Origin of the sequence: Streptomyces sp. NPDC017991 (assembly GCF_044328075.1) — a bacterium.
Classification (GTDB): domain Bacteria; phylum Actinomycetota; class Actinomycetes; order Streptomycetales; family Streptomycetaceae; genus Streptomyces.
Window position 1 is genome coordinate 24,229 of record NZ_JBIRGP010000003.1, and the last position, 16,305, is coordinate 40,533.

Annotated in this window: 9 protein-coding genes; 7 read left to right on the plus strand and 2 right to left on the minus strand. The window is 68.2% G+C overall.

What is annotated here, in order from left to right; translation table 11 throughout:
* Positions 1-58 precede the first annotated feature (58 nt).
* Together ACH4DZ_RS08720 and ACH4DZ_RS08725 are read right to left on the minus strand one after the other, a co-directional pair.
* On the minus strand, positions 59-427 hold the full coding sequence (locus ACH4DZ_RS08720) for a hypothetical protein (protein WP_398286263.1): 369 nt from the start codon (positions 425-427) through the stop codon (positions 59-61).
* Positions 427-2,892: an AAA family ATPase gene (locus ACH4DZ_RS08725; RefSeq protein WP_398286264.1), complete on the minus strand. Its 2,466-nt coding sequence runs from the start codon at positions 2,890-2,892 to the stop codon at positions 427-429. The genes ACH4DZ_RS08720 and ACH4DZ_RS08725 overlap by 1 nt, the downstream gene beginning before the upstream one ends.
* A gap of 282 nt (positions 2,893-3,174) precedes the next feature.
* Here ACH4DZ_RS08725 and ACH4DZ_RS08730 point away from each other — a divergent pair, with 282 nt between their 5' ends.
* The 7 genes from ACH4DZ_RS08730 to ACH4DZ_RS08760 all read left to right on the plus strand — a co-directional run bounded on the left by ACH4DZ_RS08730 (position 3,175) and on the right by ACH4DZ_RS08760 (position 16,230).
* The gene (locus ACH4DZ_RS08730) at positions 3,175-5,415 is read left to right on the plus strand and encodes an N-6 DNA methylase (protein ID WP_398286266.1); all 2,241 of its coding nucleotides are present in this window, start codon (positions 3,175-3,177) and stop codon (positions 5,413-5,415) included.
* A gap of 90 nt (positions 5,416-5,505) precedes the next feature.
* Positions 5,506-7,515, plus strand: coding sequence for an N-6 DNA methylase (locus ACH4DZ_RS08735; RefSeq protein ID WP_398286267.1), 2,010 nt, complete (start codon positions 5,506-5,508; stop codon positions 7,513-7,515).
* Positions 7,512-8,810, plus strand: coding sequence for a restriction endonuclease subunit S (locus ACH4DZ_RS08740; RefSeq protein WP_398286268.1), 1,299 nt, complete (start codon positions 7,512-7,514; stop codon positions 8,808-8,810). The genes ACH4DZ_RS08735 and ACH4DZ_RS08740 overlap by 4 nt, the downstream gene beginning before the upstream one ends.
* A 2-nt stretch (positions 8,811-8,812) precedes the next feature.
* Entirely contained in the window at positions 8,813-12,010 is a 3,198-nt protein-coding gene (locus ACH4DZ_RS08745) for a type I restriction endonuclease subunit R (RefSeq protein ID WP_398286269.1), read from the plus strand.
* Between the two features lie 209 nt (positions 12,011-12,219).
* A complete protein-coding gene (locus ACH4DZ_RS08750) occupies positions 12,220-13,527 on the plus strand; it encodes a hypothetical protein (RefSeq protein ID WP_398287045.1) in 1,308 nt (435 codons plus the stop codon).
* Positions 13,528-13,770: 243 nt separating this feature from the next.
* Positions 13,771-15,360 carry a protein kinase gene (locus ACH4DZ_RS08755; RefSeq protein ID WP_398286270.1) on the plus strand — a complete coding sequence of 530 codons (1,590 nt, stop codon included), beginning with the start codon at positions 13,771-13,773 and terminating at the stop codon, positions 15,358-15,360.
* Positions 15,361-15,816: 456 nt separating this feature from the next.
* On the plus strand, positions 15,817-16,230 hold the full coding sequence (locus ACH4DZ_RS08760; protein WP_398286271.1) for a hypothetical protein: 414 nt from the start codon (positions 15,817-15,819) through the stop codon (positions 16,228-16,230).
* Positions 16,231-16,305: the final 75 nt, after the last annotated feature.

A 16,305-nucleotide genomic window follows, 5' to 3' on the forward strand; every position in this document is an offset into this window, starting at 1 on the left:
CGGGCATACGCCCGTCCCCCGACGGAATAACTATCAGATACCTTCCGATGACAAACAGTCAGAGGGTCAACGCCCCGACCACCTGGCCGACTTCCGTCCGCCAGGTGCGGACCTGGTCGTGCGTGGGGCCGATCTCGTACTGGTGGTAGTGGCATCCCAGGCAGAGGTGCGACCACACGGCGTTGGCGCGGCGCGCGGTCTTCGCCGCGGTGTAGCAGCCCAGGCACAGCATCTTGGCCCGCATCGTGGTGTCGGCGAGCCCTGGCACCGCGGCGTCGAGCACGCGGTCGATGGAGATCTCCAGGGCGGTCCGCAGAGCGAGGGAGGCTCCGCGGTGGCGGCCGGCGGCCGTGGCGCCCGTGCGGGCGGCAAGCAGCTGATCGGCCGTCAGCAGGAGTTCCTCGACCGAGGTAGTGGGAGTGCTCATCACGGGGTCGCCTCCGGCTTGCGCACCTTCTGCGCCATGATCTCGATGTCGTCCACGAAACGGTGAGGGTCGGTGATCTGCGCTCCCGCAGCGTGGGCGCCGTCCTGGCACTGCTTGAGGAGGTCCACCGCACGCGGTCCGCAGAGGGTGCGCAGTTCCCGGTAGACGTCGCCGGTCCGCTCAGCGTCGCCGAACAGGGCCAGGGCCGTGACTTTCATGAGCTTGTCGGCGCCGCCGACGGCGGCCTGCAGCGTGTGCTCGGGCGCGCCGGAACGGTGGTGCCGGATCCAGGCGGCCTCAAGGAAGGCGTTCTCCAGGGCGATACGGCACAGGCTGGGCAGCACGTGGGTGCGTGCCGCCGTCGGCAGGTCACTGGTACTGGCGATGGCTCGCGCGTCGTCGAGCGCCTGCCGTACCGGGTCTGTCACCGGCTTGACCTTCACCTTGGACGACTCGGCCCGCTCGACCTCGAACACCGTCACGGGCAGATCCTGACTCGTGAACGCCCGCTGGAGCCGGGTGTCGTGGGTGAACACGACGACCTGCCGGTGCTCGCCGAGCTCGTGCAGGACCTGGGCGAGTCCGTTGACCTTGGCGGGGTCCATGGACTGCACGGGGTCGTCGATGACGATGAAGCCGAACGGGCTGTCGGCGGTGGCGGCCCTGGGCAGGAACAGGGACAGCGCGAGGGAGTGCTGCTCGCCCTGGCTCATGACGCTGAGAGCCGAGGCCTCCTGGCCGTCGACGGAGACATCCATGACGAGCTTGCGGACAGTGGCCTTCTCGCTGCCCTTCAGGCTCACGGCCTTGAGGTCGATGTTGCTCTCCTGGCGGAGCCGCTCCCAGATCCGCTGCGACTGGTCGGCGAAGCCTTCCATGCGCTGTTCCCGCAACTCGGCGGCCAGCGCCTTGATCCAGGTGCTCGCCTTCCTGATGTCCCGCAGCCGAGGCTTGTTCGCCTCCACGGCACGGGCTCTCCCCGCCCAGCCCGCCAGGCGGATGACGAGCCCGCGCCAGCGTTCGTCCCGCTTCTCCAGCTCCCTGACGGCGTTCTCCTTGACCGCGGCGCAGGCATCGGCCAGGGGCGCGGCGGCCTCGTGGGCGCGCCGGGCGAGCTCGTCGGGATCGCTGATCGTCCGGCAGGCGGTCCAGGCGCGCCACGGGTCGGCGAGGGCGGCGGGGATCCGCGGGGGCGTGTGAACGAGGTCCTGCACGGCCCGCGCGGCCGACCGGAGTTCGCTGCGCGCGCCCGCGGCTGCCTCCGCCTCCTGCCGCAGTGCGGCGATCTGGGCGATGGCGTCCGCAGCCCATGCCGCGTCCAGCATTCCGTCGGTCCCACATACGGGGCAGGAGTCAGCGTCGGGGTGACGGTCGTTGTGCGCCACAGCCCGTTCGAGGAGTTCCGCACGCTGCAGAGCGTCCTCGGTGCTGGTGCCGCGCAGGTCCTCGACGTCGGCGAGAGCTCTGCGCAGGCGGTCCACGGTCGTGCGGACCTGCGCCATCTCGGGTCCCCGCACCTCTGCCTCGGCGCGCAGCCGGGCGAGCAGGCCATCGTCCGTGTCGGCGGGCAGACCGGCGATCAGGGCTTCAACGGTCTCGAAGTCGGGCGTTCCCGCCGTGTCGACGGCGACGAGTGCCTGGACCGCGCGGTCGTCGTCCTCCAGCTCGTACAGGGCCTCCTTGAGGCCCGGCAGCTCCGCCTTCGCCACCTTGTCCGCGTCTTCGAGCGCCTTGGCCTCCTGGCGGAGCCGGCCGTCGGCGGCGCTGAGCTGCCCCAGGCCGAGGATGGTGGCGATGGAGTCGTACATCTCGGAGGGCTTGCCGCTGATCATGCGGTCGAGATCGACGTACGACAGGAAGGGCCGGAAGTCCCGCAGAGCCTGCTTCCAGTCCACCTGGTCGAGGGGTGCGCGGCCGTGTCCGGGGCGCTTGAGCTCGGCCTGGGAGTCGTCGAAGTCGTCGCCCTCCCAGGTGCGGGTGAGTGTGCTGCGGCCGGTGTCGCCCTCGATGGCGAGCTTGACCTCGATCTCCGGCCTGCCGTCGGTGTCGTGGAGGTTGCGCCAGTTGCTGCTGCGCGTCGCGTGCTGCCCCTGCCAGCGCATGTTCACGCCGGTGAAGGCCGTCTCGATGCCCTCGGCGATGCTGGACTTGCCGGAACCGTTGCGACCCACGACCAGGTTCACGCCGGGCCGGGGGCTGAGCTTGAGCAGGACGCGCGGTCCGATGCCGCGGAACCGCGCGACGGCGACCGACTCGAGGTAGATCCGGCCGACCGTGGAGGTCTCACCGGTCTCGCTGTCGCCCAGTGCCTCCTTCAGGAGCGCCTTCACGGGCTCGGTGAGTGCCACCTCGCCCAGGCGGGTCCGCACCAGCTCGGCCACGGGCACGGGCTGGTCGGCGGGGGTCGGCTGAGCGGGGTCGGCGGGGTGGTCCGCGTTCCGCTGGGGCTGTTCCGTGACGGTCATGTGCTGTCTCCCGGGGGCCGGATGCTGGTTCGGAGGATGGGTCGGACACCGGCACTCGGTCGGTGAGGGTGATGCCCCCGGCGTTCGCGTCGGGTGGGCGGCGGGTTGCTCCGTTGTGCAGTGGTGGCGACTGCGGTCACGCAGTCCCCGCTTCCACTCGGAAACAGAACTAGGTAAGCACATCGCTGAAAGCATCGTCAAACAACTTGACGGGCTTGACGACCGCTGTAATGTGTTTACTGTTCACTATCGACTGGCCCGAGAGGAGCAGCACCCCACGCCATGCCCCAGCAGCCTTCAGCCCAACTGCCCACCTCGGCGCACGTGACCGCCGCCGAGATCTCCCGCGTGGCAGGGGTCACGCGCGCCACCGTCAGCAACTGGCGCCGTCGACACGACGACTTCCCCGCTCCCAGCGGGGGCACGGAGAGCAGCCCGCTCTACGACCTGACGGCTGTCCAGGCATGGCTGCGGGGGCGCGGGCACACCTCCGCTGCCTCGCCGGCCGAGGAGTTGCGTACGGCGCTGCGTCTGCTCGGGCCCGGTTCGGGTGCGGCGGCGCGGTTGTTCCCGCTGGTGGTGGCCATGTCCCGCCTCACGCCCGAGGAGCTGGCCGAACTCGCTACCGCATCCGACGAGCAGTTGATCGCCCGCATGGAGAAGGCCGCCGCCCAGCTCCCCGCGGCTGTGCCCGAGGCCGAGCCGGTCCGCTACGGCCCGGACGATGCGGGCGCGGTCCGCGCCCTGCTGGGTTGTGTCCGTGAAGCCGGAGCGCAGGCCGCCCTCGATGTCCTCGCTGAGCGCGAGCTGGACGAGGGTGCCGCCAGCGGTGTTTACCAGACCCCAGAGGGCCTGGCTCTGCTCATGGCGCGGCTCCTGCCTGCCGGCGCGGCCCGTGTCCTCGATCCAGCCTGCGGCAGCGGCACGCTCCTCGCTGCCGCTGCCCGGCAGGGCGCACAGGAGCTGTTCGGGCAGGACACGCTCCCAGTCCAGGCCCAGCGCAGCGCAGTTGGCCTCCTGCTCGCCGCGCCCGGGGCCGACGTGGCGATCCGCGTCGGCGACAGCCTGCGCGACGACGCCTTCCCCGAGGTCACGGTCGACGCCGTCCTGTCCAACCCGCCGTTCGGCGACCGTGATTGGGGTCACGACGAGCTGGCGTACGACCCGAGGTGGGCGTACGGGGTCCCGCCGCGCTTCGAATCCGAGCTGGCCTGGGTGCAGCACGCCCTCGCGCATCTGGAGGCCGGCGGCCATGCGGTCATGCTGCTGCCGCCCGCGCTCGCCTTCCGCTCCTCCGGCCGCCGCATCCGCGCCGAGCTCATCCGCAGTGGGGCCCTGCGAGCAGTCATTTCGCTCCCGGCGCGTGCCGCGTATCCGCTCCACATCGGTCTGCAGATCTGGGTGTTCCAGCGCCCCGAGCCGGGCGGCGCGGACCGTGCGCCGGTGCTGTTCGTCGACGGGGAGGGCGAGCAGCGGGACGCCACCGCGGGCACGCCTGGCGCGACCATTGCGGCCACGGCCGGCTTCGGCACACGCGGTGGCTCGCGCCCTGGCCGGTCCGGCTCTTCCTCTTCCGCCGCCTCCCCTTCCTCTGGTTCCACCTTCGACTGGGCGGGGCTGACCGGCAGGATCCTCACCCAGTGGGCCGCGTTCACCACCGCCCCCGACACCTACGCCGACGAGCCCGGCGTCGCCCGCGCGGTGCCGCTCGTCGACCTTCTCGACGACGTCGTCGACGTCACCCCAGCCCGCCATGTGCGCGCGACGGCAGCTGACATCGACCCAGTAGCCCTGGCCCGGCGCGTCGCCGAGCTGCACGGGCAACTGGCCGAGCAAGTCGCTGCCCTGGCAGGCGCCTCAGAGTCCGGCGGCTGGCAGCCGTCCGGGGCGTCAGCCCGCGAGTGGCGTACGGCGACCGTCTCCGACCTTGCGCGCGGCGGGGCCCTGACCGTGGTGCGGGCGGCGACGCCCGGCACGCGAGGCTCCAAGGGCGCCGCCATCCCTGCCGCAGACCGGCCGGTCCTCACCGCCCTGGACATCTCAGCCGGAAACCCGCCGTCCGGCGGCGCCGGTGACGTCCACGCGGACGCCACGCAGCCCGTCGCCGCCGGGGACGTCCTCGTACGCGCCGTCGCGGGCGGCGGCGACGCGGCCGCGATGACCCGGGTCGCGGACGAACGGGACGCCGGAGCCCTGCTCGGTCCGAACGTCCACCTCCTGCGCCCCGACCCGGCCCGCCTCGATCCGTGGTTCCTGGCCGGGTTCCTCGGCGCCGAGGACAACATCGCCTCCGCGTCCACCGGCAGCACCCTCGTGCACGTCACACCAGGCCGCCTGCGCGTACCGCTACTACCCCTGAAGGAACAGCGACGCTACGGGGAGGCCTTCCGCCGCGTGTACGAGCTGCGCGTGTCCGTTCGCCGAACCGCCGACCTAGCCGCCGACACCGCGGCCACCCTCGCCACCGGCCTCACCGCTGGCGTACTCCTGCCACCGGACACCCCGGACAGTGATTCCGCCTGAAACGCCCCACGTGTTCCACCACACACGACCACACTGGATCCCTGCCGTCCCACGCCCGGACGGCGCTCTTCGGAAGGAAGCCGGGACCTCTTGAACATCAGCAAGCACACGGAGCTGGCGAACCACGCCTGGTCCGTCGCCGATCTCCTGCGCGGCGACTACCGACAGTCCGACTATGGCAAGGTCATCCTGCCGTTCACCGTGCTGCGCCGCCTGGAGTGCGTCCTGGAGCCGACGCGCGAGAAGGTCGTCGAGACCGTCGCCAGGTTCGCGGGCCAGGAGATCGACACCGACCACTTCCTGCGCAAGGCCTCGGGCCACTCCTTCCACAACAAGAGCGACCTCACGCTGCGGAAGATCGCGGCCGACCCGCAGAACGCCGCGAAGAACCTGCAGATCTACGTCGGCGCCTTCTCCGAGAACGCCCGCGAGGTCCTCGACAAGTACGAGTTCAACCAGCAGGTCAGGAAGCTCGACAGCGCGAACCTGCTCTATCAGGTCATCGGCAGGTTCACCGACCTCGACCTGCACCCCGACGTCGTGCCCAACCACAACATGGGCTACATCTTCGAGGAGTTGATCCGCCGCTTCGCCGAGCAGTCGAACGAGACCGCGGGTGAGCACTTCACCCCGCGCGAGGTCATCAAGCTGATGGTCAACCTGCTGGTGGCGCCCGACGCGGACGCCCTCAGCCTGCCCGGTGTCGTCCGTACGGTCATGGACCCGGCCTGCGGCACGGGCGGCATGCTCAGCGCCGCCGACGACCGCATCAAGGCCCTCAACCCGGACGCGACGGTCGAGGTGTACGGGCAGGAGCTCAACCCCGAGTCCTGGGCGATCTGCCGGTCCGACCTCATGATCAAGGGCCAGGACCCGGAGAACATCCGCTTCGGCAACTCCTTCTCCGACGACGGCCACGCCCGCCGCAGGTTCGACTACCTCCTCGCCAACCCGCCGTTCGGCGTGGAGTGGAAGAAGGTCAAGGAGGACGTCGAGTACGAACACAAGTCACTCGGCGACGCCGGCCGCTTCGGCGCGGGCCTGCCCCGCATCAACGACGGCTCGCTGCTCTTCCTCCAGCACATGATCTCGAAGATGAAGCCGGTGGACGTGAACGGCGGGGGCGGCTCCCGCATCGCCATCGTCTTCAACGGCTCCCCGCTGTTCACGGGCGCGGCCGAGTCCGGCGAGTCCAACATCCGCCGCTGGATCCTGGAGAACGACTGGCTGGAGGCCATCGTCGCCCTCCCGGACCAGCTCTTCTACAACACCGGCATCTCCACGTACTTCTGGATCCTGACCAACCGCAAGGACGCCGACCACAAGGGCAAGGTCGTCCTGCTCGACGCGCGCGACCAGTGGCAGAAGATGCGCAAGTCACTCGGCGACAAGCGCAAGGAGCTGGGCGCCGGGGCGAACGGCCGCCCTGACCACATCGGCGACATCACTCGGCTGTACGCGGAGGCGCTGCAGGTCGCGGGCGACCCGGAGCACGCTCTGCACGGCAAGGTCAAGGTCTTCGCCAACGAGCACTTCGGCTACCAGCGCATCACCGTCGAACGCCCGCTGAAGCTCCGCTTCGAGGTGACCGAGGAGACGTTGGCGGCGCTGACGGAGGCCAAGCCGGTGGCCAAGCTGGAACGGAGCGAGGAGTTCGTCGCGGCGGTGCGTACGTTGCTCGGCTCGTCCTGGACGACGAAGTCCGAGGCGTTCATCGCGCTCAAGGACGCGGTGGTCGCGGCCGGCCTGACGTGGCCCTCGGGAGCGCCGTTCGCGAAGGCGGTACGAGAGACGATTGGGGTACGGGACCCCAAGGGCGAGGTGCAGAAGCTCAAGGGCACGCCGGAACCGGATGCGGACCTGCGGGACTACGAGAATGTTCCGCTGGGCGAGGACGTCGAGGACTACCTCAAGCGCGAGGTGCTGCCGCACGCGCCGGGCGCGTGGATCGACCACACGAAGACGAAGATCGGCTATGAGATCCCGTTCACGCGGCACTTCTACGTGTATAAGCCGCCGAGGCCGCTGGCGGAGATCGATGCTGAGCTGAAGTCTCTGGAGGCGGAGATTCAGGCGCTGCTGGGTGAGGTGACGGAATGACGATCTCGTTTGAATCCCGCTGGGGCACTCGACTCGTGAAGACGCTCGCAACCAAGATCGGAAGCGGAAAAACCCCGTCTGGCGGTTCAGAGAGTTACCTCACATCCGGAGTACCCTTCCTGCGGAGCCAAAATATCCATTTCAATGGCCTGCGATTGGATGATGTGGTCTACATCAGTGAGGCCACACATCGCGAGATGAGAGGAACGCGAGTCAAGCCGGATGATGTCCTACTGAACATCACTGGCGCTTCGCTGGGTCGAGTTTCCATGGCGCCAGAGGGACTTGGTGAAGCCAATGTAAATCAGCATGTCTGCATCATCCGCCCCAACGCAGAAGCGAACGCCAGGTACCTGGCGTATGCACTCTCTTCTCGACCCATCCAAGAACAGATCTCCGAGCTACAGGTAGGCGGGAATCGCGAGGGCCTTAATTTTGAGCAAGTTGGAAACCTGACTGTACCGGCGGCGCTCGCTAAGGAGCAGCGCCGCATCGCCGACTTCCTCGATACCGAGACAGCTCATATCGATCAGATCCTGAGTAAGCGCGCGGAGATGGCAGATCTCGTTGCTCTCAGGACGAAGGCGGTGATCCGCGAGCGCCTGCGGCAGGGTGGCCCTCTCGATGTACCCTCCAAGGTTCCATGGTTGTCGGGAATCCCGGATCACTGGGATGCAGCCCCTCTGCGTTACATCTCACACATCCAGCGTGGGGCCTCTCCGCGGCCCATCGATGACCCCGCCTACTTCGATGATGAGGGGACTCACGCATGGGTTCGTATCGCGGACGTAACGGCCAGTAACAAATATCTGACCGGTACGACTCAGCGGCTGTCGCCCCTCGGAATTTCACTCTCGGTTCCGCTCCGTCCAGGCGAGCTATTCGTCAGCATCGCAGCTTCAGTGGGAAAACCAGTTATCGCCAAGATTCCCTGCTGTATCCATGACGGTTTCGTTGCCATCAGGAACCCAGCCGTGGATGCCGAGTTTCTCTACTATGTACTGCTCCTCGGCGACGCCTTCCGGGGATTGGGAAAGCTCGGAACGCAATTGAACCTCAACTCCGAGACAGTCGGATCAATCAAGGTCCCAATTCCATCCGCAACGGAACAGGTCGATATCGTGCGTCAACTCAACGCGGACATGAGGGCCGCAGAGGGTCTCGCGGAATCGCTGCGCCGGCAGACAGAGTTGCTCGCCGAACGCCGCCAAGCCCTCATCACCGCCGCCGTAACCGGCCAGTTCGACGTATCCACCGCCAGCGGACGCAACGTAACGGACGGAGTGAGCGCGTAGCTATGAGCCGCATCCACACGGAGTCCGCCTTCGGTGATGCCATCGTCGCCGCCATGGTCGAGCGCGGCTGGCGCGAAGCTAGCCCGCAGGACTACCGCGCCGATCTCGGCCTGGACACCAACGAGTTGTTCACCTTCATCGGTGCGACCCAGCCCGACGAGTGGAACGAACTCCTCACCGTCTACGGCGGCGACCCGAACGAGGCGCAGCGCGGGTTCGCCGGTCGCCTCGACCAGGCCATCGCCACCAACGGCCTCCTCGACGTCCTCCGCAACGGCGTCAAAGACCGGGGCGTACTCCTCCGCGTCGCCTACTTCAAGCCGAACCTCGTCGCCCACGACTCTGTCCTCGACGGCTACCGCGCCAACCGCCTCACCGTCGTCCGCGAACTCGAGTACGCGACGAAGCAGGCCGACTGGGGCAACCGGCTGGACCTCGCCCTCTTCCTCAACGGAATCCCCGTCGCCACGGCCGAGTTGAAGAACCCGCTGACCAAGCAAGGGGTGGAGCAGGCCAAGGAGCAGTACCGCATCAACCGCGACCCCACCGAGCTGATCTTCACGCGTCGCGTCGTCGCGAACTTCGCCGTCGACCCGGACCTGGTCTTCGTCGCCACTCAACTCAAGGGCAAGAACACCCGATTCCTGCCCTTCAACACCGGCTCCAACGGCCCCGGTCAGCCCGGCGGCGCCGGCAACCCGGACCCGAACGCCTACGGCACGTACGCGACCTCCTACCTCTGGGAGAAGGTCTGGCCGCCGGACAACTGGCTGGACCTGCTCCAGCGGTTCGTACACCTGCACAAGAGCAAGACACCTGGCGGCGGCACGACGAGGACGATGGTCTTCCCGCGGTTCCAGCAGTGGGACGCGGTCAAGAAGCTCACCGCGCACGCCGCAACGCACGGCGCGGGCCACGACTACCTGGTCATGGCCTCGGCCGGCTCGGGCAAGTCGAACACCATCGGCTGGCTCGCGCACCGACTCAGCGACCTCCACACCCCCACCGACCCCCGCGAACTCGACCCCGAGGCCATCACCAAGGGCCTCAAGCCGGGCGTGCCGGTCTTCGACAAGGTCATCGTCATCACCGACCGCCGCAACCTGGACGCCCAACTCCGGGAAACAGTCGGCAATTTCGAACAGACCGCAGGCCTCGTCGTGAAGATCGACGAGAAGCACGGGGCGAAGGGCGAGCAGCTCGCCAAGGCCCTCTCCCGCGACACTGGGAAGATCGTCACGGTCACCCTGCACTCGTTCCCGGCGCTGATCTCGTACATCGAGCGCAACCCCACCGAGATCCGGGGCAGCCACTTCGCGATCATCGTGGACGAGGCGCACTCCTCGCAGTCCGGCGACGCCGCCAAGGACGTACGGGCCGCTCTGCGTGACCTCGGCCTGGACTCCGACTCGGACGACACGGGCGCGACCACGGTCAAGGCCTCGGCCGCCACCCTCGACGAGCAGCTCAAGAAGCGGGCCGAGCAGCGTTCCCGCGCCGCGAACCTCTCCTACTTCGCGTTCACCGCCACGCCGAAGGCTAAGACCCTGGAACTCTTCGGCACGCTCCAGGACATCGACGGCAAGGCGACCTACCGGCCCTTCCACACGTACTCCATGCGGCAGGCGATCGAGGAGGGCTTCATCCTCGACCCGCTGCGCAACTACGTCACGTACAACACGTATTGGAAGCTGGTGAACCAGAACCCCGACGAGCGGGAGGTCGACCAGTCGAAGGCGAACGGCCTGCTCGCCCGGTACGCGCTCACCCATGATTCGACGGTCGCCCAGCACGCCCAGGTGATCGTGGAGCACTTCGTGGCGCACAGCCGTGGCCGTCTCGGCGGACGGGCCAAGTCGATGGTGGTCACTGCCTCGCGGCAGTCCGCCGTGCAGATGGCGCGCGCCATCAAGAGCTACATCAAGGACCGGGACTACGACACCAAGTACCCCGACCTGGGTGTCCTCGTCGCGTTCTCCGGCTCGCTCACCGTCGACGGTGAGGAGACCACTGAGCCGAAGGAGAACGGCGGGCTGTCGGAGAACGCGCTGCCGAAGGCGTTCGCGTACACGCGTGCCGACGACAAGGCCGCCCGAGCCGGCGGTGCGGGCCAGCGCGAGTACAGGATCCTCGTCGTGGCGGAGAAGTACCAGACCGGGTTCGACCAGCCGCTGCTGACGACGATGTACGTCAACAAGACGCTGACCGGCATCTCCGCCGTCCAGACCCTGTCCCGGCTGAACCGGACCGCCGAGCGCAAGACCCAGGCGGACCTGGCGGTGCTGGACTTCGTCAACGACGCCGACGACATACAGGAGTCCTTCCGCCCGTACTTCGAGGAGGCGATGACCCTCCCCTCTGACCCCAACCTGCTCTACACCGCGCAGAGCCGGGTCATGCAGGCGCCGATCCTGTCCGGGCAGGAGATGGACGAGTTCGCCGCCGCGTACTTCGCCGCCAAGGAGAAGGCGGCAGGCTCACAGTCCAAGTGGGAGAAGCTGCACGCCGAGCTGTACCGGCTGCTGTCTCCCGCGGTCGCCCGTTTCACGCCCCTGCTGGAGAGCGAGGACGAGGACGACCAGGAGATGGTGGAGGGCTTCCGTGCCGACCTTAACGACTACGTCAGGAAGTACGGCTTTCTCGCGCAGATCGTCCCCTACCGGGACGCCGAGCTGGAGCGGCTGCACCTCTACGGCCGCTACCTCCTCAACCGGCTTCCGCGCCGCGCGGACGGCGGCGTGGACATAGGCGAGGTCGACCTCAGCCATATGCGGGTGGAGAAGACCGGTGAGTACGACGTCTCCCTCACCGCCGAGGGGCCGACGACGATGCAGGGCTTCGGCGACGGCTCGGGCGGTGCGAAGGAGGCGGAGAAGTCGCTGCTCTCGCAGCTGATCGACAAGTTCAACGAACGCTTCGGCACCGAGTTCACCGAGCAGGACGTCATCCGGCCTTTCGAGGAGGCCAAGGCCGACCCGAAGGTGCGGGCGGCGGCTGTCGTCAACGACGAGGACAACTTCGGCCTCGTCTTCGACAACGTCTTCGCGGACAAGATGGCCGACCACATCGACACCATCGCGGGCATGGGCCGCCAGTACTTCGGCCCAGACAAGGGCTTCAAGTCCAGCCTGGACCGCAGCGCCCGCAAGGCCGCGTGGCGGATGATCCGCCGCGAGGAGGGCTTGGACGACGACGTCTGATGCGTACGCCCCGGCTGGATATGCCGGCCGGGGCACCCTTCGGCCTTCGGCCTCGATTCGTCTCCGGCCTGACGGCCGTGGGTGATCTGGTGGATGCCCTGGTGATCGTCGGTTCACCGGCAGACAGCGGCCGTAACCGAATACACGAGCTTCGTACCATTCTTGTCGAACGCCAGCCACAGGCTGTTGTTGGAAAACAAAGGGAGACGATGACTGACGACCGCAGGACGACCGTGCCCGTGTGGACGCTGGCGACCGCTGATGTCCGAGTGCCAGGGTTGACTACGGGCGAGTCGATGACGGCTGAGCGCCTGGCTGAACTACGCGGAGTGCTGGCCGTCCTGGCCGACGAGCCGATCGTCACACTTGAGGTGCATCCGCTGCCCGACAAAATCGACCGCGGCCGTGGCATGCTGCTCGACGCCGCGAGTCCCCTGGCGCAGCACCTGTCACAGTTCATCACGCAATCGACGCGTAGTTCCCTTACGGCGGCCAGAGCGACCGCTTCCGGCGAGAGCCTGTATCGCATGGTGGTCCCGGCGAAGGTCGCCGCCCAGTTCGGGCAGGGCATCGTTTGCTCGATGCCGTCGAAGGCGGCGGCCGGTGGCATCCACGGTGCACTCATGAACTCAACGGGCATCGCTGCCAATGCGACGTTCGTGCCGGTCGGAGGAGCGGCAGCGGCGGGCGCAGTAGGTGGAGCCGGTGCAACAGCAGGCGTCGCGGTCGCCGGCGGCGCGGCGCTCACCGTGGCCGCTCCGCTCGTGCTCATGGCCGTGGCGGTGGGGGTGAGCGCGCATGCGGACCACCAGCGCCAGCAGGCCATCGCGCACATCACGGAACTGCTGGAGCAACTTCAGGAGGACAAGCTCGACGACGAGCACAGCGGACTCAACGGCTGCCGTGCCGCCATCGACAAGGCCACGGCCATCCTGCTCGATCAGGGCAAGCTCGGTGCCTCGCTGGGACTCGACTCGGCGGTGCACACCATCGACACGGCGCTGAGCAAAGCCGCCATCCGCCTCGCCCGATGGCAGAGCGCGCTCGACAGACTCCCCGAGGGCGAGGCCGTCGAACTCGGCACGCTGACCAAGGCGTTCCCCGGCATCGACGACGACGGCGGCATGTTCCGCACCCACCTCGAACTCGCTTCCCTGGCCATCGCGCTGATGCGGCGGGTCGTCGTCCTCCAAGCCGTCGAGCACGCCCAGAGCGACCCCGGCAATCCGTTCGAGAACTTCACCCGCGCACTCAAGCGCGACCACCAGCGCCTCGATGAACTGGAGTCGAGCATCGCCGGTGTCCTGGTACGCCTGTCGGCGCTGGAGCTCGCACGCCCGAACGGTTTGCGACCCGTCTTCACGACCGGTGAAGTCGATCGCCTCATGAGTGCGGCACACCGGATTCACAAGCTGGGCGACGGCGTCACCGTCAACAGCCGCACGACAGACGTGGCGATTGAGATCGCCCGCAGCAAGGACGGCTCGGTCGTCGTGTTCCCTGCGCTGCCCGTGTAGGTGTGGGCGCGCTCGCACTCACTTTGTGGCGTGGGGTGGCCCGAAACCTCAGTGCGGACGTCATCACCTTCGGTGTCCGCACCTGCCCACCGGTTGCTGCCGAACCGGCCGCCGCACCCTGCCGCCCGTCGTCCACCGCCGCGCCCGAACCGCCGTCGCACCGCGATCGCTGGACGGCAGATCAACACAGCGGTCACACTTGACCCCTGACCGTGACTGTTCATCGCGCACACCGGGGGCAAGGTGCCACAGGAGGCGATCTCCGACCGTTACGAACTCCTGGAGGAGCTCAGCCACGGCGGCATGGGCGACGTATGGCGCGGCTACGACGCCGTGCTCGACCGGCCCGTCGCCGTGAAGCTCATCCGGCAGACGTCGGTCACCTCCCCGCAGCTGGCCGAGGAGTTCGCCAAGCGGTTCCGCCGCGAGGCCCGCATCACCGCGCGCATCCAGCACCCCGGCGTGCCGCAGGTGTACGACGCGGTGCTCGACGCGTCGTACGAGCGTCTGTTCCTGGTGATGGAGCTCGTCGACGGCGTACCGCTGTCCGCCTACCTCGACCCCGGCCGGCCGCTGCCGGTCAGCTGGGCGGCAGCCGTCGCCGCGCAGATCGCGACCGTGCTGTCGTACGCGCACGACGTGCCGGTGATCCACCGGGACCTCAAGCCGGGCAACATCCTCGTCGCACGCGACGGCACCGTGAAGGTCCTCGACTTCGGTATCGCGGCGATCCTGCGCACCGACGTCACCAAGCTGACCGTCACCGGCAGCCCCATCGGCACCCACCAGTACATGTCGCCCGAGCAGGTCCGCGGCGGACGCATCACCCCGCAGACCGATCTGTACGCGCTGGGCTGCGTGCTGCACGAACTCCTCAGCGGGCGCCTCGTGTTCGAGGCGGAGAGCGAGTACCTGCTGATGTACCAGCACGTCAACGCCGCTCCCACCCCGCTGCGACAGCTGCGGCCCGACGTCCCCGAGGCGCTGGAGGAGCTGGTCCTGCACCTGCTGCGCAAGGCGCCCGAGGCGCGGCCCGCCGACACGCAGGAGGTGTACGCGCGGCTGCTGCCGTTCCTCCCGCCTCCGGGCCAGGAGCCCGGCACGGCCGATGCCGGGCCGGCCGGCGCGCCCGACCCGACGGGCGTGTTCCGTCACCCCTTCGCGCCCCACGCCCGCGCCCAGGCGCCCGCACCTGGCGGTTTGCCGCCCACGGCCGTCCTCCCGGGGGCCCAGCCGGTGCCCGTCCCCGCCCAGTTGCGTGAGGACATCAAGGAGGCTTACGCCCACTCCGACGCCCTGCTGGAGGAGGAGCGGTTCGCTCAGGCCGCAGAGGTGCTCGGCGAGATCATCGAACCTGCGGCCCTCGCCCTCGGCTCCGAGAGCAAGCAGGTCCTGTCGCTGCGCCGCCAGCGAGCAGCGATCCGCCTCCTCGGCGGCGACTACCGGGCCGCCCTGCCCGAGTTCGAGGCCCTCGCCGACGCGTACGCCCGCATCGCCGGACCCACCGCCGAGCAGACCCGCGCCTGCCGCGCCCAGGCGGCCCGGTGTCGCGCCGAACTCGGCCAGGTCACCGACGCGCTCGCCGCACTCCAGGGCGTGCTGAACGTCGTACGGGCCGTCGACAGCGACGTGAGCGAGGAAGCCGTGGAGCTGCGGCACAACATCGGGATGCTGCTGCTCGCCCAGGGCCGGGCCGTCGAAGCCCGGCAAATCCTCGAACCTCTCCACCAGGACATGTGCATGGTGTTCGGCCCCGACGACGAGATGACCGTCGAGATCGCCGAGGCGCTGGCTCTAATCCGCCTCGACCTCGACGGCGACGCCGCCGGGTAACCCGCTCGAACACCTCGCAGGCACTTCGACAGAACTTGTGGCACTGCTCGACGGAGGGCCGGCGGGAACCGTACAGGTGCCGGGGCTGATCGTGCGGGGGAGTACCGGGGCGACGCGGGAGGCGGTGGGCCGGACCCTCCACGGGCATTGCGTTGAGCCGCGCCGTCTCGTCGGCAGCCTCCCGTGAAATTTGGTGCGATGTTCGCTGATTTTGCTGATTTTACAGACACCGAACGGGAATACCGGTATCTATGGTGTTCATCGGACCGCACGTGCTCCGGACGCTGAGAGGGCGGTGAGGTCCGGATCGGGGCGCGGGTACATCTCTGGGGGCAGGCTGTGGCTTGCGGCAACAATCATGTCGGTGGATCTCATCTGTCTCAGGCTCCTACGCCTGTCCAAGACCTGGGACGCATCGCGGTCGAGGAAGCCCTGCGGTCGGAGCGTGCCGCCGTCGTGCAGCGGGCCATCGCGAACTGGCGCGCGACGACAACCCAGGACGTCGCCCCCGAAGGCATGCGGCTGAGGCGCCCTCAAAAGGATCCGGCCTACTCCCGCATGGGCGACATGGAGGGCCGCAACCCGGTTCCCGGCACGGAGAAGCTCGTCCACACGTGGCATGACGAGCACGGACAGCCGGTGCAGGGAAACGCCTACCCCCACATCCACGTGATTCACGATCCTTACCAAGGCGAGGTACGGGTTGAACTCCGCCGTCTCAAGGGTCCCGAATCCACCAAGGTCCGGAAGCCCATCCCTGAGATCGAGACCGTGGAGGTCGCCATCGACAAAGATTTCCGTGGCAACCTGGTGAACGAGGCGATCGAGAAACTCGCCGCCATCCTGCGCAACAGTGGACCGTACCGGTGACAGGTCCCGTCGGGGCACTGGACGCAGAGATCCTTCGGTCGCTGGCCCTCACATACGTCAGCCGGTGGTCCGCAT

Bases quoted from the DNA above. Each gene is read 5' to 3' on its own strand.
- ACH4DZ_RS08720 (WP_398286263.1), bottom strand. From the start codon at position 427: ATGAGCACTCCCACTACCTCGGTCGAGGAACTCCTGCTGACGGCCGAT.
- ACH4DZ_RS08730 (WP_398286266.1), top strand. From the start codon at position 3,175: ATGCCCCAGCAGCCTTCAGCCCAACTGCCCACCTCGGCGCACGTGACC.
- ACH4DZ_RS08750 (WP_398287045.1), top strand. From the start codon at position 12,220: ATGACTGACGACCGCAGGACGACCGTGCCCGTGTGGACGCTGGCGACC.
- ACH4DZ_RS08725 (WP_398286264.1), bottom strand. From the start codon at position 2,892: ATGACCGTCACGGAACAGCCCCAGCGGAACGCGGACCACCCCGCCGAC.
- ACH4DZ_RS08740 (WP_398286268.1), top strand. From the start codon at position 7,512: ATGACGATCTCGTTTGAATCCCGCTGGGGCACTCGACTCGTGAAGACG.
- ACH4DZ_RS08745 (WP_398286269.1), top strand. From the start codon at position 8,813: ATGAGCCGCATCCACACGGAGTCCGCCTTCGGTGATGCCATCGTCGCC.